This is a genomic window from Streptomyces sp. SDT5-1 (assembly GCF_052245995.1).
Classification (GTDB): domain Bacteria; phylum Actinomycetota; class Actinomycetes; order Streptomycetales; family Streptomycetaceae; genus Streptomyces.
On the sequence record NZ_CM125963.1, the window covers coordinates 3816774 to 3836769 of the forward strand.

Sequence of the window (19996 nt, forward strand, 5' to 3'; positions counted from 1 at the left end):
TGCTCCTCACCGCTTCCCCCGCTCCGGGCGTCGTACCCGGCTGTCTCGCCCCCTGATCGGCACCGGCCCCCACCGGTGCTGTCCTCAGACTAGAGGTGAAGGACCAGAGGGGAAGTCAATTCGCAGAACTGGTTCTCGGTTGGCGGAGCAGCGACTGTCCTGCGCGTTTATGGTGATGCGCATGTTTCGCATCGAGACAGAAGTCGACAAGGAGCGCGCTCTTCTGCTCCGGTCGCTGCTGCGGGAGACCAACACGGCGGCGTCACCGGTCCTGCGGGAGCTGCGCGGCACCGCCGCCGACCAGCATCTCCCGTTGCAGGTCTGGCTGGTGGACGAGGACGGCTCCCTGGCGGCGGGGCTCGACGGGTACACGTGGGCGCACTGGCTGCACGTGGATCTGCTGTGGGTCGCCGAGCAGCACCGCGGCGCGGGCCTCGGCTCCCGCCTCCTCGCGGAGGCGGAGCGCATCGCGTACGAGGACCGCGGCTGCGCCGGCTCCCGCCTGGAGACCTGGGACTTCCAGGCGCCGGGCTTCTATCGGCTGCACGGCTACGAGGTCGTGTCCGTGATCCCCGACTACCCACCGGGCCTCAAGGAGTTCACACTCACCAAGCGGCTCGGCTGAAACGGCGAGCGCACACCCACGGAGACCTGGGCCCGTGCGCGGAGCGCACTGTGAGACACAGTCAGGCGCCTGGCTTCTACCGGCTGCACGGCTACGAGGTCATGTCCGTGATCCCCGACTACCCACCGGGCCTCAAGGAATTCACACTCACCAAGCGGCTCGGCTGAGACGGCGGGCGCCGGGGGACGGGACCGCCGGGAAGACGCGGGGGGCCGTGAAGCCGGCCTCCTCGAAGGCGCCGGTGATCGACTTCGTGACGGTGTCGGCGTCGGCCGACTCCACGAGGACGACCGCGGAGCCGCCGAATCCGCCGCCGGTCATGCGCGCGCCGAGCGCGCCCGACGCCATCGCGGTCGCGACGACCAGGTCGAGTTCAGGACAGGAGATGCGCAGGTCGTCGCGGAGCGAGACATGGCCCTGGACGAGGATCGGGCCGATGGCGCGGACGTCGCCGGCGTCGAGGAGTTCGATGACGCGCTCGACGCGGTGGTCGTCGGTGACGACGTGGCGGACGTAGCGGACGACCTTCTCGTCGACGCCCGCCAGCTCCAACTCGGCGACGGACCTGCCCAGTTCGGCGTACGACACGTCGCGCAGGTGCGAGACGCCGAGGACGCGGGCGCCCTCCTCGCAGCCCGCGCGCCGCTCCGCGTACGCGCCGTCGCCCAGCTCGTGCTTGACGCGGGTGTCGACGACGAGGAGCTGGAGGCCGTGCGCCTCCAGGTCGAAGGGCACCTGCCGGACCGACAGGTCGCGGCAGTCGAGGTGCAGGGCGTGGCCCTCGGTGGCGCACGACGACGCCATCTGGTCCATGACGCCGCAGGGCACGCCGACGAACGCGTTCTCGGCGCGCTGCGAGAGGACCGCCAACTCGGGGCCGCCGAGCCCGAGTTCGTACAGGTCGTTCATCGCGTACGCCGTGACGACCTCCAGGGCCGCGGACGAGGACAGGCCCGCTCCGGTCGGCACCGTGGACGCGAGGTGGATGTCCGCGCCGCCCACCGTGTGGCCCGCGTCGCGCAGCGCCCAGACGACGCCCGCCGGGTACGCGGCCCAGCCACCCTGCCCGTACTTCGACAGCGGGGCCAGATCGTCGACACGCAGTTCCACGACGGGCGCGTCGATGTCGGCGGAGTGCAGGCGGAGCACGCCGTCCTCGCGCCGGGCCGCCGCGGCGACCGCGGTGTGCGGCAGCGCGAGCGGCATGACGAAGCCCTCGTTGAAGTCGGTGTACTCGCCGATGAGGTTGACGCGGCCGGGGGCCGCCCAGACTCCGGTGGGCTCGTACCCGTACAGATCCTTGAACTGCGTGGCGACGGACATCAGTTGGCTACCTGACCCTCGTAGTGACTACTGCTCACGGGCCTGGGCGAACGCCCAGGCGTCGGCGACGATGCCCGCGAGGTCCGCGCGGGACGGGTTCCAGCCGAGGCGCTCGCGCGCGGTCGCGGCGGAGGCGACGAGGACGGCCGGGTCGCCGCCGCGGCGCGGGGCGACGACCTCGGGGATCGGGTGTCCGGTGACCTGGCGGACGGTCTCGATGACCTCACGGACGGAGAAACCGTTGCCGTTGCCGAGGTTGCAGATGAGGTGCTCGCCGGGCCGCGCGGCGTCGACGGCGAGCAGATGCGCCTCGGCGAGGTCCGCGACGTGGATGTAGTCACGGACGCAGGTGCCGTCGGGCGTCGGGTAGTCGTCGCCGAAGACGCTGATCGCCTCGCGCCTGCCCTGGGCGACCTGGAGGACGAGCGGGATCAGGTGCGACTCGGGGTCGTGCCGCTCGCCGCAGTCGCCGTACGCTCCGGCGACGTTGAAGTACCGCAGGGACACGGCGGCGAGCCCGTGCGCGTTCGCCTCACCCGTGATCATGTGGTCGACGGCGAGCTTCGACGCGCCGTACGGGGAGGTGGGCGCGGTCGGGTCGGACTCCTGGATCGGCGTGTTCACCGGCTCGCCGTACGTGGCGGCGGTCGAGGAGAAGACCAGCGTGCGGACGTCGGCCGCGCGCATCGCGGCGAGCAGCTCCATGGTGCCGCCGACGTTGTTCGCCCAGTACTTCTCGGGCTTCACGACGGACTCGCCGACCTGCGAGAACGCGGCGAAGTGCAGCACGGCGTCGTACGAGGAGTCGAGCCACTTGCCCGCGTCGCGGATGTCGCCCTCGACGAAGGTCGCGCCCGCGGGCACGCCCTCGCGGAAGCCGGTGGAGAGGTTGTCGAGGACGACGACCTCGTGGCCGGCCTCGATCAGGTGCTGCGCGACGACGGAACCGACATAGCCGGCCCCGCCCGTGACCAGGTACTTACCCATTACTTGCTCGCTACCTCTCGCAGTCGCTCGGCCGCGGCCTCCGGCGGCACGTCGTTGATGAACACGCTCATGCCGGACTCGGAACCCGCGAGAAACTTCAGCTTGCCGGAAGTGCGGCGGATGGTGAAAAGCTCGAGGTGCAGCGCGAAGTCGTCACGGCCCACACCCTCGAACTCGTCCAGCGGGCCGAACGGGGCCTGGTGCCAGGCCGCGATGTACGGCGTCGCCGGCTGGTCCTCACCGAAGATCCGGTCGAAGCGCCTCAAGAGTTCCAGATAAATCTTGGGGAACTCTGTGCGCGCGGCGTCGTCGAGCGCGAGCAGGTCGGGGACCTGGCGCTTGGGGTAGAGGTGCACCTCGTACGGCCAGTGCGCGGCGTAGGGCACGAAGGCCACCCAGTGCTCGCCGTCGACGACGATCCGGGAGCCGTCCTCGATTTCCTTCGCCACGACGTCGGCGAAGAGGTTGCGGCCGCCGGTCTGCTCCTTGTGCTCGGCGGCGTTGCGCAGCATGAGGGCCGTGCGGGGCGTCGTGAAGGGGTAGGCGTAGATCTGGCCGTGCGGGTGGCCGAGGGTGACGCCGATCTCGGCGCCGCGGTTCTCGAAGCAGAAGACCTGCTCGACGGAGTCGAGGTGGGACAGCTCGGCCGTCCGGTCGGTCCACGCGTCGAGGACGAGGCCCGCCTGCTCCTCGGTGAGGTCCGCGAAGGACTTGTCGTGGTCGGACGTGAAGCACACGACCTCGCAGCGGCCCGAGTCCCCGGCGAGCGAGGGGAAGCGGTTCTCGAAGACCACCACGTCGTACGAGGAGTCGGGGATCTCGCTCAGCCGCTCGCCCGCGGAGGGGCACAGCGGGCACTCGTCGGCCGGCGGGTGGTAGGTGCGGCCCTGGCGGTGCGAGGCGATGGCGACGGAGTCGCCGAGCAGCGGGTCGCGGCGCACCTCGGAGGTGGTGACGGTGGGGTCGAGGGGGCGCCGGTCGACCGCATCGCGCACGACGTCGTCCCGCGAGTCGTAGTAGATCAGCTCACGACCGTCGGCGAGCCGGGTCGACGTCTTCTTCACGTCCGATGCTCCTCATCACACCAACCAAACAGAACCAAACACAACACAACAAAGCATACGACACCAGTGACGTCAAGGGAGCGCCAGAAGAGGGCTCAATCACAATCCAACAAAGAACATCATGCGAACTGTTCACTTATTGAACTCGGAGGCGTAGGTTCCGGACTGTTTCAGTTCGCGCAACGAAGCGAGATCACTCCATGCTGTCCCCCACAACAACCCTGGCCGAGGGGCTCCGGCTGCCCACCAACGGCCTCGACTACGCGATCATGGCGATCTACTTCGTCGTGGTCCTGGGCATCGGCTTCGCCGCACGCCGATCCGTGAAGACCAGCCTCGACTTCTTCCTGTCCGGGCGATCACTGCCCGCATGGGTCACCGGTCTCGCGTTCGTCGCCGCGAACCTGGGTGCCACGGAGATCCTCGGCATGGCGGCCAACGGGGCGCAGTACGGCCTCTACACCGTGCACTGGTACTGGATCGGCGCCATCCCGGCCATGGTCTTCCTCGGCCTCGTGATGATGCCCTTCTACTACTCGTCGAAGGTGCGCTCGGTCCCCGAGTTCCTGCTGCACCGCTTCGGGCCCTCGTCCCACCTGCTCTCCTCGATCATCTTCGCCGTCTCCTCGGTGCTGATCGCGGGCGTCAACCTGTACGCCATGGCCCTGGTCCTCCAGGCGCTGCTCGGCTGGCCGCAGTGGGTGGCGATCGTCATCGCCGGCCTGTTCGTGCTCGCGTACATCACCATCGGCGGACTCTCCTCGGCGATCTACAACGAGGTCCTGCAGTTCTTCGTCATCCTCGCCGCGCTGATCCCGCTGACGATCGTCGGCCTCAAGCGCGTCGGCGGCTGGGACGGCATCACGGACTCGCTGTCCAGCTCGCACGGCGACTCGTTCATGACGGCCTGGCAGGGCACCGGCATCGGCGAGTCCAACCCGCTCGGCGCCAACTGGCTGACCATCGTGCTCGGCCTCGGCTTCGTGATGTCCTTCGGCTACTGGACGACGAACTTCGCCGAGGTGCAGCGCGCGCTCTCCGCGAAGAACCTCTCCGCCGCCAAGCGCACCCCGCTGATCGCCGCGTTCCCGAAGATCCTCATCCCGATGGTCGTCGTGGTTCCCGGACTGATCGCGCTCGTCATGGAGCCCTCGCTCGGCAAGTCCGCCGACGGCCTCCAGTACAACGACGCCATCCCGGTCCTCATGCGCGACCTGCTCCCGAACGGTGTCCTCGGCATCGCCGTGACCGGTCTGCTGGCGGCGTTCATGGCCGGTATGGCCGCCAACGTCTCCTCGTTCAACACGGTGTTCACCAACGACATCTGGGCCGCGTACATCAAGAAGGGCCAGAGCGACCGGCACTACCTGCTGACCGGACGCGTCGTCACCGCCGTGGGTGTGCTGATCGGCATGGGCACCGCGTTCATCGCGGGCAGCTTCAGCAACATCATGAACTACCTGCAGACGCTGTTCTCGTTCTTCAACGTCCCGCTGTTCGTGGTCTTCATCATCGGCATGTTCTGGAAGCGCACCACGCCCGCCGCCGGATTCTGGGGCCTCCTGTCCGGCACGGTGGCCGCGATGGTGAACTACTTCTGGTTCTACAAGCAGGGCGTCATCGAGATCCCGTCCGACCAGGGCGCCAACTTCGTCTCCTCGATCGTCGCCTTCGTGGTCGGCGCCGTGGTGATGTTCGTGGTCACGCTCTGCACGAAGTCCAAGCCCGCCGAGGAGCTGGCCGGTCTCGTCTACGGCACGAAGTCGCCGGGCATGGAGGAGCCGCCGGCCGAGGGCGACGACGCCTGGTACCGCAGGCCCGCCCTGCTGGGCTGGGGCGCCATCGTCCTCGCCGCCATCTGCTACATCCCGTTCTCCTTCTGAGGTCCGAGGTACCCGACATGAGCGACGACATGAACCAGCACGTCGAGGAAGTGAAGGAGCTGGAGGCCAAGTCGGCCACGGCGGCCCGGCTCTTCGACGTACGACGCATCATCGGCGGCCTTTTCGTGGTGTACGGCGTCATCGTCACCATCGCCGGCTTCACGGCCTCGGACGCCGACATGAAGAAGGCCCAGGACATCAACATCAACCTGTGGACCGGCATCGGCATGCTGCTCCTCGGCCTCTTCTTCCTGGTGTGGCTGAAGCTGCGCCCCACGGTCCCGCCGACGGCCGAGGAGCTGGCCGAGGCGAGCGAGAAGACCGAGTAGTCGAGGTCGGGCCCGCAGCTCGCAGGAGCGGCGGGCCCGATCTTTCCCCCGTACCTCCGGGAAACGCACAAGGCCCGATCCGCCGAAGCGGATCGGGCCTTGTGCCTTCGGAGCGCCGGGCAGGCCTTGCACCTGCATCTCCCCGCAGGAAGCGGGACGTCTTTCCTTGGACCACCAACGCACGGTCGCTCACCGCTTGTTGCGGCGACCAACGCAAGATCAACTGTAGCTCAGGACTCGGATTCTGGCGAGCCCGCGGGACCCGAGGAGCCCACGGGCCCCGCCCGGTCCAGTAACCCGGTGCGCGCGGCCAGCGCCGCCGCCTCCAGGCGCGAGCCGACGCCGAGCTTCATCAGGACGCGCTGCACATGCGTACGCGCCGTGGACGGGGCGATGCCCATGCCCGCCGCGATCAGCCGGGTGTCCTCGCCGTCCGCGACCCGGACGAGCACCTCGACCTCACGGGGCGTCAGCATCTGCAGCAGCCGCTGCCCCTCGTCGTCCGGCTGCGCCACCGGATTGAGCAGCTCGCCGAAGGCGCCCTGGAGCAGCGCGGGGGCGACCGCCGCCTCCCCCGCCCGCGCCTTCATCAGCGCCCGCTCGACGCCCTCTATGCGCTCGTCGTGCCGTACGTAGCCGGACGCGCCGGCCGCGAAGGCCGACGCGATGCCTCTGGGCGACGGGACGGGGCCCAGGACCACCACCGCCACCTGCGGGCGCTCCCGCTTGATGCGGACCACCGGGTCGAAGGTGCCCGGCTCCGCCGGGGTCGCCGTGCCCAGGAGGCAGACCTCGGGCGCCCGCGAGATGACCAGTTCGGCCGCTCCGGCCGCCGGTGCGGCCGCCGCGAGCACCCGGTGCCCGCGCAGCTTCAGGGCCGAGGCCAACGCCTCGGCCAGCAGTCGGTGGTCGTCGACCACCATCAGCCGCACACCCATCGGGCCAACCCCCCAATCGACCCCGGAAGTCTCCTCCAACCCCCGGGCCCCCCAAGGACAGGCGAGCCCCCCGACTCCCCGTCCTCCTTCATCCCCCGGAAGCTACACGCTTGTTCGAGGTTGCGCGCCCCCTACCGTCCAGAAGCGGCCCTGAATGCTGAAATCCTGTGCATTGAGGGATCTTTGGGGGTACGGGAGAGCAAAATCCGACTCGGCGGGCGTCGGCGGGCGCGGGGCCGGCGGATTCCGGCCTCAGCCCGCGGTGAAGCCGATCGCCGTGTACCGCTTGCCGCCGTCCGTGGCGGGCTCCCCGATCAGCGGCTGACCGAAGAACAACTTGCCGTGGGAGTACCGGAGTTCGGAGTTGGAGCGGCCCGGAGCCATGCCGTTGATCAGGTCCCTGGCCTCCGGCGTCGCCGGGGTCTCCACGAGCGTCGACCGCTTCATCGTCCTGGGGTCGATCGACAGGATCCGGCTGCCCTCGTCGTAGCCGCCCGACGTGAACGCCAGGAGCTTGTCGCCGTCCATCCGCACCGGGAAGATGTCGTGCCCGCCGCCCGGCACCCGGTCCCTGGTGCGCTTCCCGGTGTCGAGGGAGTACGCCACGATCTCGTTGCCCGCCCGGGTGCCGTCCTGCGGCCGCGTGGCCAGGTAGACCCGCCCGCCGCCGACGGTGATCTTCGCGCAGCCCTCGGTCCTGCCGACCTCGCACGCGAAGTCGTACTTCCGCGGGTCGATGGCGATCCTGCTCGCGACCTTCCCCCCGCCGTCCAGGGCGAAGATCTCGTTGATGGTGCCCGCCGCGTTCTTCCCCTTGCCGACGCCGAACACGACCGGCTTGGTCGACAGCACCTTCACGTCGGAGTACCCCGACGGCAGCCTGTACGACCACTTGGGCTGGCCCGTGACGGGGTCGAGGAGCTGGACGTCGTACGTCGCGTGGCCGTACTTGCCGCACTTGCGGACCGTCACGAGGCCCGCGCCGCCGTGGTAGCCGACGTCCTGGCACTCGCCCGTGTCGGGCTGCCACAGGATGCTGCCCGTCTTCACGTCGACGGCGGCGCCGCCGTCGAGGCCGCCGCCCGCCGCGAGCGTATTGCCCGACAGCGACAGCTCCTCGAAGATCCGCCGGTTCGTGCCCTGGCCCAGGCTCTGCGTCCAGACCTTGTCGCCCGTGTCGACGTCGAAGACGGTGATCTGGCTGCACGGCTTGTGGTCGCCGTTCGCCGGACGCTTTCCCGCCTCGCTCACCACGGCCGCGAGCCCGTCGTCCGTGACGGTGTCGGTGCCCGCGCAGGTCTGCCCCGACAGCGGCAGCGTCCACGTCTTCCGGCCGGTCCCGGCGTCGTACCCGGAGATGCTGCCCACGCCCGCCTTCGCGTACGTGCCGTCGGCCAGCCAGGACCCCTGCACGCTGTCCACCTGCCGCCTCGGCACCTTCGGCGCGGGCAGCCGCAGCGCGAGGCCCGCGGACGGGTCGGCGGGCGCCTTCTCCCCGCCGTAACCGCCGGCTCCCGCGCCGCCCTTGCCGCCGGGGTCCGCGGCGCCGGAGCCCGAACCGCCGCCGGACCGCGTGGCGTACAGGACGCCGCCGCCCACGACGAGCGCGAGGGCCACGACGGCCGCGCCGATGACGAGCGCGACGGGCGGCAGCTTGCCGCCCCGCGACTCCTGCGGCTGTGTCCGCAGCGGGTAGGGGCGGGCCTCGGGCGGGAGCGGGGTGCGCAGCGTGCCGTACCCGGGCGTCGGGAACGGCGGCGGGGCGGAGCCGAACTCACCGCGTGGGGAAGGCGGTTCGTTGGGCGGCGGTGGCGGGGGTGGCTGGGTCATGACCTGGATACCTCGGGGACGTGGTGGTTCGGCAAGGCCAGTCGCCGTGGGCCGGACGGGTCAGGCGTCCTCGGCGAGCTCCAGCCAGCGCATCTCCAACTCCTCGCGCTCCGCGACCAGTTCCCGCAGCTCCGCGTCCAGCTTCGCGACCTTCTCGAAGTCCGTGGCATTGTCGGCGATCTGCGTGTGCAGCTTCTTCTCCTTGTCGGAGATCTTGTCCATCTGCCGCTCGATCTTCTGGAGTTCCTTCTTCGCGGCGCGGGTGTCGGCGGCCGAAGGACCCGACTTCGCGGCCGCGGGAGCCGCCGCCGGGGCGGGCGCGGCGGCCTCGATCATCCGCTGCCTGCGCTCCAGGTACTCGTCGATGCCGCGCGGCAGCATCCGCAGCGTCGCGTCGCCGAGCAGCGCGTACGTCGAGTCGGTGGTGCGCTCCAGGAAGAACCGGTCGTGGGAGATCACGACCATGGACCCCGGCCACCCGTCGAGCAGGTCCTCGAGCTGGGTGAGGGTCTCGATGTCGAGGTCGTTCGTCGGCTCGTCGAGGAACAGCACGTTCGGCTCGTCCATGAGCAGGCGCAGCAGTTGGAGGCGGCGCCGCTCGCCACCCGACAGGTCACCGACGGGCGTCCACTGCTTGTCCTTGGCGAAGCCGAACTGCTCGCACAGCTGACCCGCGGTCATCTCGCGGCCCTTGCCGAGGTCGACGCGGTCGCGGACCTGCTGGACGGCTTCCAGTACGCGCAGGGAGGCGGGGAGTTCGGTCACGTCCTGCGAGAGGTACGCGAGTCGGACGGTCTTGCCGACGACGATCTTCCCGGCCTCGGGCTGTACGTCGCCCTCGCTGCGGGCGGCGTCGGCGAGGGCGCGCAACAGGGACGTCTTGCCCGCGCCGTTCACCCCGACCAGGCCGACGCGGTCGCCGGGGCCGAGCTGCCAGGTCAGGTGCTTGAGCAGCACCTTGGGACCCGCGGTGACCGTCACGTCCTCCAGGTCGAAGACGGTCTTGCCGAGCCGGGCGTTCGCGAACTTCATCAGCTCGCTCTTGTCGCGGGGCTCCGGCACGTCGGCGATCAGCTCGTTGGCCGCCTCCACGCGGAAACGCGGCTTGGACGTGCGGGCCGGGGCGCCGCGCCGCAGCCACGCCAGCTCCTTGCGCACGAGGTTCTGCCGCTTGGCCTCCTCCGTCGCGGCGATCCGCTCACGCTCGGCGCGCGCGAACACGTAGTCGGAGTAACCGCCCTCGTACTCGTACACGTCGCCGCGCTGCACGTCCCACATGCGGGTGCAGACCTGGTCCAGGAACCAGCGGTCGTGGGTGACGCAGACGAGCGCGGAGCGGCGGCTCTGCAGATGCCGGGCCAGCCAGGAGATCCCCTCGACGTCCAGGTGGTTCGTCGGCTCGTCGAGGACGATCAGGTCCTGCTCGGCGATCAGCAGCTTGGCGAGGGCGATACGGCGCCGCTCGCCGCCGGACAGCGGGCCGATCACGGTGTCCAGGCCCTGCGGGAAACCGGGCAGGTCGAGCCCGCCGAACAGTCCCGTCAGTACGTCGCGGATCTTGGCGCTGCCGGCCCACTCGTGGTCGGCCATGTCACCGATGACCTCGTGCCGGATCGTGGCCTTCGGGTCGAGCGAGTCGTGCTGGGTGAGCACGCCGAGGTGCAGGCCGCCGCTGTGCGTGACGCGGCCGGTGTCGGCCTCCTCCAGCTTGGCGAGCATGCGGATGAGGGTGGTCTTGCCGTCGCCGTTGCGCCCCACGACGCCGATCCGGTCGCCTTCCTGCACGCCGAGGGAGACGCCGTCGAGGAGGGCACGGGTGCCGTAGACCTTCGAGACGTTCTCGACGTTGACCAGATTGACTGCCATTGCGCTCCGCTCCGGGTGGGTGGGCCAGTCTTCCAGCGTAGTCGGGGTGTCGGTGTGCCTTTTCCCTGCGGGGCCCTGCGGGGCGCTTCGGCGGGGGTGGGGGGGCGCCCCTGCGGCTTTGCGGCTCTGCGGCTCTGCGGCTTTGCGGCTCTGCGGCGGCTGTATGCGTCTGTCCCGCCCATCTCCCACCCACCCGCCCCCTCCGGGGGCTCGGCCCCACGGGGTGCGGTGTTGCCATGCGGGGGACCACCCCGAGGGGCCGGAATTCCCCTGGGCGGACGCCGCACCGATCCGTTCCGTCGGCGGAGGACGCTCACCTGCACCGGCGCCCGGCCGCGCCTGGGCACCACGGGCATGTGCTGGTTGTCCAACGCGGCTCCCGCCGACTCGCCGCACCGTGAACGCACCCGCTCACTACCGGCAGACACCTCCCACCTTCCGCCTCTCTCCCACCCACCCGCCCCGCCCCCTCCGGGGGCTCGGGTCCCACGGGGTGCGGCCCTGCTCGGCCGCATCGGCACGGCTCCGTATTCATCGGCTCGACGCCGCGCCTCGGACGTTCGACCGCGCCCCGTGCCCGTCACCGCCCCCGGGGCCGCCAGAGGCCCACCGCTCGGGCCTGGCACCCGGGTTGTGGAAGTCCTCGGTGCGGCGCGGCCGGAGGCGCCTGCACGACGGGTCCGGGCCCGGATGGGCTGCGGGGCGGCCCTGCCTCTGGATCCGCGCAGCGAACGCAGTCCGGACCTGAACATCACGCACGCCACAGCCAATCCCTGGTGCCGCGTGGCAGGGACGACCGGCTCGGGCTGACGGACGAGCGGGCAACGAGCCCAGGGCGTGGAACCGCGCGGGGGCGTGGAGGGCGGTGACGGGGCGGGAGCGTGGGGGCTCGGCCCGATCCGCAGGGGCCGGAGGCCGGTGGCGTGGGCCTGTACGTGGGGCTCGGGCGCGTGTCCCGGGGGCTGCGTAACAGGGCACCGGGCTCAAGGCGGTTCAGGTGCCGCCCACGGGGCCCAGCCCCCGGAGGGGCGGGCGGGCGGGAGATGGGCGGGCCACGGTCCCAGGGGCGGGGAACCGCGAGGGCGGGAGGGCCGGTGGCATGGGGCGAAGGCGCGCGGCCTCGGTCCGGGGCCCGGCGCTGCGGGGACCGGAGGATGTGGCGCGGGCCGGCGAGGCGAGGGCTCGGGCCGGGGGGGCCGCAGGTCAGGGCCGGGGGCGGGGCCCTGGGCCGGGGACGGTGTGTGCGGCTCGGGTGTGTGCCCCGGTGCCACGTTTTCGGGTAGCGGGCTCGGCGGGTCGAGCGACGCCCACGGGGGCCGAGCCCCCGGAGGGGGCGGGCAGGTGGGGGATAGGCGGGCCACGGGCCCAGGGCCCAGGGACGGGGGCCCTGCGGGCGCAAGGACCGGGCCAACGCCGGCGCACCGAGGTCCCGGGCGACGAAGCGCAGCCCCAGGCCCGTGCCCGCAGGGGCCCGGAGGGGCCCGGAGGGCGATGGCGTGGCCGGTGTGCGGGGCGCACACCCCCGGGGGCGCGTAACAGGGGCGCCGGGCTCAAGGCGGGTTCAGGTGCCGCCCACGGGGCCCACCCCCCGGAGGGGCCGGTGGGTGGGAGATGGGCGGGCAACGGGCCGGAGGCCCCGGTGCCGCGGGGCCCCGGTCCGCGGGTCAGAGGATCGTCGCGCCCGGGGACGGGGAAGGGGCCACGCGGGCCGTGTGGCAGACGGACGCCTCGGAGAGGGCCGTCGCCACCGCGCGCGCCGAGGGCTCGTCCGCGCAGAGGAACGCCGTCGTCGGGCCCGAGCCGGAGACGATCGCCGCGAGCGCCCCCGCCGACGTGCCCGCCGCGAGCGTGTCCTTCAGGGACGGGAAGAGGGAGAGGGCCGCGGGCTGGAGGTCGTTGGTGACCGTGGCCGCGAGGCCGGCGACGTCGCCGGTGCGCAGCGCCTCCAGGAGGGCCGGCGACGCGACGGGCTCGGCGGGCGCGTCGGGGCTGAGCCGGTCGAACTCGCCGTAGACCGCCGGGGTGGAGAGACCGCCGTCCGCCACGGCGAACACCCACCAGAACTCGCCACCCACGGCGAGGGGTTCGAGCTTCTCGCCGCGCCCGGTGCCGAGCGCGGCCCCGCCGACGAGGCTGAAGGGCACGTCGCTGCCCAACTCGGCGCAGATGTCGAGGAGTTCCACGCGGGACGCGTTCGTGCCCCAGAGCGCGTCACAGGCGACCAGCGCCCCCGCCGCGTCCGCGGAACCGCCCGCCATGCCGCCCGCGACGGGGATGTCCTTGGCGATGTGGATGTGGACGGTGGGCTCGGGCAGGCCGTGGCGTTCCGCGAGGGCGTACGCCGCGCGCGCCGCCAGGTTCGTACGGTCCAGGGGCACCTGGTCGGAGCCGGGGCCCGCGCACGTGAGGGCGAAGGAGTCGGCCTCCGTCACCGTCACCTCGTCGTGGAGGCCGACGGCGAGGAAGACGTTCGCCAGGTCGTGGAAGCCGTCGGGGCGGGCGCCGCCGACGGCGAGCTGGACGTTGACCTTGGCGGGCACCCGTACGGTCACCGATGACGCTGTCACTGCTGCTTGGCCTCCGCGATGCGGGCGAACTCGTGGACGGTGAGGGATTCGCCGCGCGCCTGCGGGGAGACGCCGGCCGCGACGAGGGCGTCCTCGGCGGCCTGCGCGGAACCCGCCCACCCGGCGAGCGCGGCGCGCAGCGTCTTGCGGCGCTGGGCGAAGGCGGCGTCGACGACGGCGAAGACCTCGGCCTTGGACGCGGTCGTGGCGATGGGTTCGGTGCGGCGGACCAGGGAGACGAGGCCGGAGTCGACGTTCGGGGCGGGCCAGAACACGTTGCGGCCGATCCGGCCGGCGAGCTTGACCTCCGCGTACCAGTTGGCCTTCACGGACGGGACGCCGTACACGCGGGAGCCGGGGCCCGCGGCGAGCCGGTCGGCGACCTCGGCCTGCACCATCACCAGCGTCCGCTCGATGCTGGGGAACGTGTCGAGCATGTGGAGCAGGACGGGGACCGCGACGTTGTACGGGAGGTTCGCGACGAGGGCCGTGGGGGCGGGGCCGGGGAGCTCGGTGACCTGCATCGCGTCGATGTTGACGAGGTCGAAGGAGTCCTTCTTGGCCGGGATGCGGGCCGCGACGGTGGCGGGCAGGGCCGCGGCCAGCACGTCGTCGATCTCGACGGCCGTGACGTGGCGGGCCGCCTCGAGGAGGGCGAGGGTGAGCGAGCCGAGGCCGGGTCCGACCTCCACGACGGCGTCGTCCTCGGTCACTTCCGCGGTGCGGACGATGCGGCGGACGGTGTTGGCGTCGATGACGAAGTTCTGGCCGCGCTGTTTGGTCGGCCGGACGTTCAGCGCCGCGGCGAGTTCGCGGATGTCCGCGGCGCCGAGAAGGGGACCCTGAGGTTCTGTGCTGCTCACCGTTCAAGGGTAGCCGCGCCCTGCCGGGCCGGATTTCGCTCACCCGCCCAGGCTCACCCGCCCAAGCGGCTCCCGCAGTGGGGCCACGGCGTCGCGCCGCGCGTGATGTAGAGCTTCTTCGCCCGGTAGGTCTGTTCCGATGCGGGGGCGTCCTGGGGGCGGCCCGTGCCGCCGAGGCTGTGCCAGGTTTGGGTGTCGAACTGGTAGAGGCCCCCGTAGGTGCCGGTGGCGTCCGTGGCGTTCGGGCGGCCGCCCGATTCGCAGGCGGCGAGGCCCGACCAGTTGAGGGAGTCCGCGCCGGCGACCGACGTCGGCATCGGCTTCGTACCGACCCTGACCCGTTGCGTGCGCGGCTCCCGCACGATCTCCTGCCGCTCGCGGCGCGGCTTCCCGCGGACCCCGTTGACGGTGCGGACCGTGTACGTCACCCGTCTCATGCCCGGCTCCCCGGCCCGTGTGACGACCTCCGTGCCCTGGAACAGCGACGGGTCGTCCGTGCGCTCGGTCGCGTACGGGATCGCCTCCTCGCGGACCTCCCGCTCCCCCGTCACCCGCAGCACCGTGATCACCTGCCCGTCGCGCGGAAAGCTGCCCTGCGGCACCGATGTGGTGTCCTGTCCGCGCAGCGTGACACCCGCGTCCTCGACGGCCTCGCGCACGGTCGCCGCGTTGGTGCGGATGGTGCGCCGGTTGCCGTCGGCCATGATCGTGACGCTGCGTTCGGTGCGGACGTCGAGCGCGAGCCCGTGCCGCGCGATCCGCTGGGAGCGCGAGGCGGAGACGTACGCGCCCTCGGCCCGCACCCCGAGCTGTTCGAGCGCCCCGTGCACGGTCCGCGCCGTCGTCCACACCTCGCGCCGCTGTCCATCGAGGGTGAGCCGGACGGGCCGCCCGTAACGGACGGCGACCTCGTCGCCGTTGGCGAGGGCGACGTCCCCGCCGGGTGCCACGACGTCGTGGTCGCCGACGTCGACGCCCTCGTCGGCGAGGAGTTCGGAGACGTCGTCGGCGAAGGTGTGCAGGGTACGTTCCTTGCCGTCGACGCTGAGCTTGATCGCCTTGTCGTCGGCGACGAACGCGGTGGTGCCGCCCGCGAGGAACGCGACGACGAGGGCCTGCGGCAGCAGCCTGCGCAGCGTCTCGGGGCGCTGTGCCGCCTTCCTGCGCCGGGCCGCCCGCCGCGCCGCGGCCCGCCCGCCGCCGGGCTCCGCGGGCACGGCCTCGTACGGCCCCGGCCGCGCGTACCGCTCATACCGCTCGTACGTCTCCTGCGGCGTATTGCTCACGACGACGCTCCAGGCACTCACTGGCGTCCGGCCCCGGGCAGGGGGCGGATCGGGCCAGCAGAACCTAGCGGAGCGTTCGTCACTCTCCAAAGCTCTACGACTACTCTGCGTGGCGACTCTGCCCGAAGGTGACCGCCCTCGAGCGGCCGCGGGCGTTATCGCTCAGTAATCGAAGGCACGCGCGGTGTTGGCGGAGACCGACGTCGCGAGGGCTTCCTCGGTGACGCCCTTGACCTCGGCCATGGCCCGCAGCGTGACCGGAATGAGATACGGCGCGTTAGGCCGACCGCGGTACGGGGCCGGTGTGAGGAAGGGCGCGTCGGTCTCGACGAGGACCAGTTCGCGGGGCGCGACCGCCAGCGCGTCGCGCAGCTGCTGCGCGTTCTTGAACGTGACGTTGCCCGCGAACGACATGAAGTAGCCGTTCTCCGCGCAGATTTGGGCCATGTCGGCGTCGCCGGAGTAGCAGTGGAAGACGGTGCGCTCGGGGGCGCCCTCCTCCTTCAGGACGCGTAGCACATCGGCGTGCGCCTCGCGGTCGTGGATGACGAGCGCCTTGCCGTGCCGCTTGGCGATCTCGATGTGCGCGCGGAACGACTTCTCCTGTGCTTCCTTGCCCTCGGGCCCGGTGCGGAAGTAGTCGAGGCCGGTCTCGCCGACGCCCTTCACGTGCGGGAGCGCGGCGAGCCGGTCGATCTCGGCGAGCGCCTCGTCGAGCCCGGCGTCGCCAAGGGGTTCCCGGGCGCCCTGCCGGGACCAGCCGTCGGGGTCGCCGTGCACGATGCGCGGCGCCTCGTTGGGGTGCAGGGCGACGGTCGCGTGCACGCGCGCGTGCTCCTGCGCGACGGAGGCCGCCCAGCGGGATCCCGCGAGGTCGCAGCCCACCTGGACGACCGTGGTGACGCCCACCGACGCCGCTTTGGCGAGCGCCTCCTCCACGCTGCCCTCCTGCATGTCCAGGTGGGTGTGGGAGTCGGCGACCTCGACCTCGAGGGGCGCCGGCAGCGGCGGCGGTGTGACGTCCTTGGTGCTGGGGCTCATGCCTCCGATCCTACGAAGCCGGTGTCACTCTTCCCGCTTGTGGTGGTGGCTGAAGGGGTGCAGCAGGTCCGACAGGTGCCAGTGGTGCCCCTCGCGCTCCGCCGCCTCCGGCTCCGGGACCTCCACGGGCCCGGACTGCGGCGTGCGGTGCTGCTGCAGCGCGTCGCGGGCCGAGGAGACCCGTCCCGCCCGCATGATGCGTACGACGTGGCCCCCGCAGTTCACGCAGGTGGGCCGGGTCAGCGGCGACGGCACGCGCTCGCCCTCGACCACGTACATCACGAACTCCGCACCCTCCCCGTCGACGTGGTGCTCGATCTCGTAGGACTGCTCCCAGCCGTGCCCGCACCGCATGCAGGCGAAGGAATACGACTCGTGGGCGATCGACGTCGCCGCGCTGCGGTTCGGGACCGGGGGCGCCTGTGCACCAATGGCTGTCTTGGAGACTGCGAACTCGCTCATGCCAGCTCCTCTTGCCCGCTGGACAAACGCTGCTCTTCAGCAGCGTGGGGACGGGTGCGTCCCCATCAACCAGTGGACGCCTCCGCTGGGCCGAGCGCAAAAGCCCTGTCGACTATTGGATCCGATTTGGTCTTTCCCTGCCGAAAGGGGCCGGGCGCGCGGTCTTCGCTTTGCTTTTCAGGTTAGTCCTTTACGCCCTTATGGGGTGGTCCGAGCGGCATTCTTTGCCGCGACGACGGCATCGAAGACCTCCCGCTTGGGCAACCCGGCGTCGGCGGCCACGGCGGCGATGGCCTCCTTGCGCCGCTCCCCCGCCTCCTCCCGCACCCGCACCCTGCGCACCAGCTCATCGGGGGTGAGGTCGTCGGCGGGCTTCTCCGGCGCGCCCTCGACGACGACGGTGATCTCGCCGCGCACCCCGTCGGCGGCCCATTCGGCGAGCGCCTTCAGGGGGCCGCGCTTCACCTCCTCGTACGTCTTGGTGAGCTCGCGGCAGACGGCGGCGCGGCGGTCCTCCCCGAAGGCATCGACCATCGCGGCGAGGGTGTCGTCGAGGCGGTGCGGTGCCTCGAAGTAGACGAGGGTGCGGCGCTCCTCCGCGGCCTCCTTGAGCCGGGAGAGCCGCTCGCCCGCCTTGCGGGGCAGGAAGCCCTCGAAGCAGAACCGGTCGACCGGAAGGCCGGACAGGGCGAGAGCCGTGAGCACCGCGGACGGGCCCGGCACGGCCGTGACGCGGATGTCACGCTCCACGGCCGCCGCGACGAGCCGGTAGCCGGGGTCGGACACGGACGGCATCCCCGCGTCCGTCACGAGCAGCACCCGCGCCCCGCCGGCCAGCGCCTCCACCAGCTCCGGCGTGCGGGCGCTCTCGTTGCCCTCGAAGTACGACACGACACGCCCGCCGACCTGCACCCCGAGCGACTGCGCGAGCCGCTTCATGCGCCGGGTGTCCTCGGCGGCGACGACATCGGCGCCGGCCAGCTCCTGGGCGAGCCGCGGCGGCGCGTCCGCCACATCCCCGATCGGGGTGCCGGCGAGTACAAGGGTTCCGGGGGATTCTGCGGTTCCTGTCACGTTTCCAGTCTCGCAGGAGCGGGCGACACCACTCGCACAGTCGCGTTCCCTACGATGGCGCGCGTGACCAGTACCGCGTCGTCGTCCGGGGCGACTCCGACCAGCGCACCGACCGAGCAGGCCGCGACCGGGGAGCCGCAGCAGTCGTCGTGGCTGCGCGGGCTGCGCCGGTTCGGCTACCGGGCGCAGGGCAGAAGCGGTGCCGTGGGCGACCGTCTGGTGCCGCCGTTCCCGCCGCTGAGCGGGCGCCTGTGGGCGTCGTTCGGGCTCGGCCGGTTCTCCGCCGGGCAGGCGGAGCGGATCGTCGGCTGGGTCGGCCCGCTGCTCGTCACGCTCGTCGCGGGCCTCGCCAGGTTCTGGAACCTGGGCAGCCCGAAGGCCGTGATATTCGACGAGACGTACTACGCGAAGGACGCGTGGGCCCTCATCCACCGCGGCTTCGAGGTGAACTGGCCCAAGGACGCGAACGACAAGATCCTGGCCACGGGAGGAGACGTACCGATCCCGCACGACGCCTCGTACGTCGTGCATCCGCCGGTCGGCAAGTACGTCATCGGCATCGGCGAGTGGATGTTCGGGTTCGACCCGTTCGGCTGGCGGTTCATGACGGCGGTCCTCGGCACGCTGTGCGTGCTGATGGTCTGCCGGATCGGGCGGCGTATCTTCCGCTCGACGTTCCTCGGCTGCCTCGCGGGCGCGCTGCTCGCCGTCGACGGCCTGGCGTTCGTGATGAGCCGCACCGCGCTGCTCGACTCGGTGCTCGTGTTCTTCGTGGTGGCCGCGTTCGGCTGCCTGATCCTCGACCGGGAGCACAGCCGCGGACGGCTCGCCGCCGCGCTGCCGGTCGACGAGCACGGGGTGCCGCGCCCGGACGCGGAGACCGCGGAGACGCTGCGCCTGGGGTGGCGGCCGTGGCGGCTGCTCGCCGGACTCTGCCTGGGGCTCGGCGCCGCGACGAAGTGGAACGGCTTCATCTACCTGGCGGCCTTCGCCCTAATGTCGGTCCTGTGGGACGTGGGATCGCGGCGGGTGGCGGGCGCCGAACGCCCGTACCTGGCGGTCCTGAAGCGGGACGTCGTCCCGGCGTTCGTGTCGACGGTCCCGGTCGCGATCGCCACGTACGTGCTGTCGTGGCTCGGCTGGATCCTCTCCCCGTCCGACGGCTCCGGCGGCTACTTCCGCGACTGGGCGGCGACCGACGGCAAGGGCGGCGGTTTCACGTGGCTGCCGGACTGGGTGCGCTCCCTGTGGCACTACGAGCACGAGGTGTGGAACTTCAACACCACGCTCAGCTCGCCGCACACCTACCAGTCCAACCCGTGGAGCTGGATGGTCGACGGCCGGCCCGTCTCGTACTTCTACGAGTCGCCGAAGCCCGGCGTGCAGGGCTGCCCCGCCGACGCCACCGAGAAGTGCGCCCGTGAGGTCCTTGCGCTCGGCACGCCGCTGCTGTGGTGGGTGGCCTGCTTCGCCCTGCTGTTCGTGCTGTGGCGCTGGTTCTTCCGCCGCGACTGGCGGGCGGGCGCGATCCTGTGCGGCATCGCGGCCGGCTACCTCCCCTGGTTCAACTACCAGGAGCGCACGATCTTCTACTTCTACGCGGTCGTCTTCGCCCCGTTCCTCTGCCTGGCCCTGGCGATGATGCTCGGCGCGATCATCGGCAAACCGGGCTCGTCGGAACGCCGCCGCGTGGTCGGCGCGGCGGGCGCGGGCGCCGTGGTCCTCCTGATCGCGTGGAACTTCATCTATTTCTGGCCGATCTACACGGGCGACGCGATCCCGATCGACTCCTGGCGTTCACGGATGTGGCTGGACACCTGGGTCTGAGTCGGTTTCGGTCGCCTTTGTGATCTCAATC

16 protein-coding genes are annotated in these 19996 nt (G+C 71.5%); 4 read left to right on the forward strand and 12 right to left on the reverse strand.

The genetic code is table 11. The features are described from left to right. Positions 1-169: 169 nt before the first annotated feature. Positions 170-625: a GNAT family N-acetyltransferase gene (locus ACTWJ8_RS17655; RefSeq protein WP_443264441.1), complete on the forward strand. Its 456-nt coding sequence runs from the start codon at positions 170-172 to the stop codon at positions 623-625. A gap of 147 nt (positions 626-772) precedes the next feature. On the opposite strand, the gene galK is transcribed toward ACTWJ8_RS17655, so the two are convergent. Genes galK through galT form a run of 3 tightly spaced genes read right to left on the reverse strand, consistent with a single transcriptional unit; the run spans position 773 to position 3999 of the window. Beyond that, entirely contained in the window at positions 773-1948 is a 1176-nt protein-coding gene (gene galK / locus ACTWJ8_RS17660) for a galactokinase (protein WP_356384253.1), read from the reverse strand. 27 nt (positions 1949-1975) lie between these two features. After that, positions 1976-2935 carry a UDP-glucose 4-epimerase GalE gene (gene galE, locus ACTWJ8_RS17665; protein ID WP_356384250.1) on the reverse strand — a complete coding sequence of 320 codons (960 nt, stop codon included), beginning with the start codon at positions 2933-2935 and terminating at the stop codon, positions 1976-1978. Continuing rightward, positions 2935-3999, reverse strand: a complete 1065-nt coding sequence (galT, locus tag ACTWJ8_RS17670; protein ID WP_443264443.1) for a galactose-1-phosphate uridylyltransferase — start codon at positions 3997-3999, stop codon at positions 2935-2937. The genes galE and galT overlap by 1 nt, the downstream gene beginning before the upstream one ends. Before the next feature lie 200 nt (positions 4000-4199). Between galT and ACTWJ8_RS17675 the strand changes: the two genes are divergently transcribed. Then, complete coding sequence (locus ACTWJ8_RS17675; protein ID WP_443264445.1) at positions 4200-5882, forward strand: sodium:solute symporter family protein; 1683 nt, start codon at positions 4200-4202, stop codon at positions 5880-5882. Positions 5883-5899: 17 nt separating this feature from the next. Continuing rightward, positions 5900-6211, forward strand: a complete 312-nt coding sequence (locus ACTWJ8_RS17680) for a hypothetical protein (RefSeq protein ID WP_443264446.1) — start codon at positions 5900-5902, stop codon at positions 6209-6211. A 230-nt stretch (positions 6212-6441) separates the two neighbouring features. Here ACTWJ8_RS17680 and ACTWJ8_RS17685 read toward each other — a convergent pair whose 3' ends face one another. From ACTWJ8_RS17685 to rsmI, 9 genes are all read right to left on the reverse strand, one after another. Continuing rightward, on the reverse strand, positions 6442-7149 hold the full coding sequence (locus ACTWJ8_RS17685; RefSeq protein WP_443264447.1) for a helix-turn-helix transcriptional regulator: 708 nt from the start codon (positions 7147-7149) through the stop codon (positions 6442-6444). Between the two features lie 252 nt (positions 7150-7401). After that, complete coding sequence (locus ACTWJ8_RS17690) at positions 7402-8979, reverse strand: outer membrane protein assembly factor BamB family protein (RefSeq protein WP_443264448.1); 1578 nt, start codon at positions 8977-8979, stop codon at positions 7402-7404. Positions 8980-9039: 60 nt separating this feature from the next. Continuing rightward, on the reverse strand, positions 9040-10845 hold the full coding sequence (locus ACTWJ8_RS17695) for an ABC-F family ATP-binding cassette domain-containing protein (RefSeq protein ID WP_356384235.1): 1806 nt from the start codon (positions 10843-10845) through the stop codon (positions 9040-9042). Between the two features lie 1664 nt (positions 10846-12509). Then, positions 12510-13412 carry a 4-(cytidine 5'-diphospho)-2-C-methyl-D-erythritol kinase gene (locus ACTWJ8_RS17700; protein WP_443264449.1) on the reverse strand — a complete coding sequence of 301 codons (903 nt, stop codon included), beginning with the start codon at positions 13410-13412 and terminating at the stop codon, positions 12510-12512. After that, positions 13409-14275, reverse strand: a complete 867-nt coding sequence (gene rsmA, locus ACTWJ8_RS17705) for a 16S rRNA (adenine(1518)-N(6)/adenine(1519)-N(6))-dimethyltransferase RsmA (protein WP_443264451.1) — start codon at positions 14273-14275, stop codon at positions 13409-13411. The genes ACTWJ8_RS17700 and rsmA overlap by 4 nt, the downstream gene beginning before the upstream one ends. 53 nt (positions 14276-14328) lie before the next feature. Then, the gene (locus tag ACTWJ8_RS17710; protein ID WP_443264453.1) at positions 14329-15561 is read right to left on the reverse strand and encodes a ubiquitin-like domain-containing protein; all 1233 of its coding nucleotides are present in this window, start codon (positions 15559-15561) and stop codon (positions 14329-14331) included. Between the two features lie 162 nt (positions 15562-15723). Then, positions 15724-16602 carry a TatD family hydrolase gene (locus tag ACTWJ8_RS17715; RefSeq protein WP_356384224.1) on the reverse strand — a complete coding sequence of 293 codons (879 nt, stop codon included), beginning with the start codon at positions 16600-16602 and terminating at the stop codon, positions 15724-15726. A 24-nt stretch (positions 16603-16626) separates the two neighbouring features. Next, positions 16627-17064, reverse strand: a complete 438-nt coding sequence (locus ACTWJ8_RS17720) for a hypothetical protein (RefSeq protein WP_443264454.1) — start codon at positions 17062-17064, stop codon at positions 16627-16629. 198 nt (positions 17065-17262) lie between these two features. After that, positions 17263-18138 (reverse strand): 16S rRNA (cytidine(1402)-2'-O)-methyltransferase, encoded by an 876-nt coding sequence (rsmI, locus tag ACTWJ8_RS17725; RefSeq protein ID WP_443264456.1) that lies wholly within the window; start codon positions 18136-18138, stop codon positions 17263-17265. A 63-nt stretch (positions 18139-18201) separates the two neighbouring features. On the opposite strand from rsmI, the gene ACTWJ8_RS17730 reads away from it, so the two are divergent. After that, entirely contained in the window at positions 18202-19965 is a 1764-nt protein-coding gene (locus tag ACTWJ8_RS17730; RefSeq protein ID WP_356384215.1) for a dolichyl-phosphate-mannose--protein mannosyltransferase, read from the forward strand. Positions 19966-19996 lie beyond the last annotated feature (31 nt).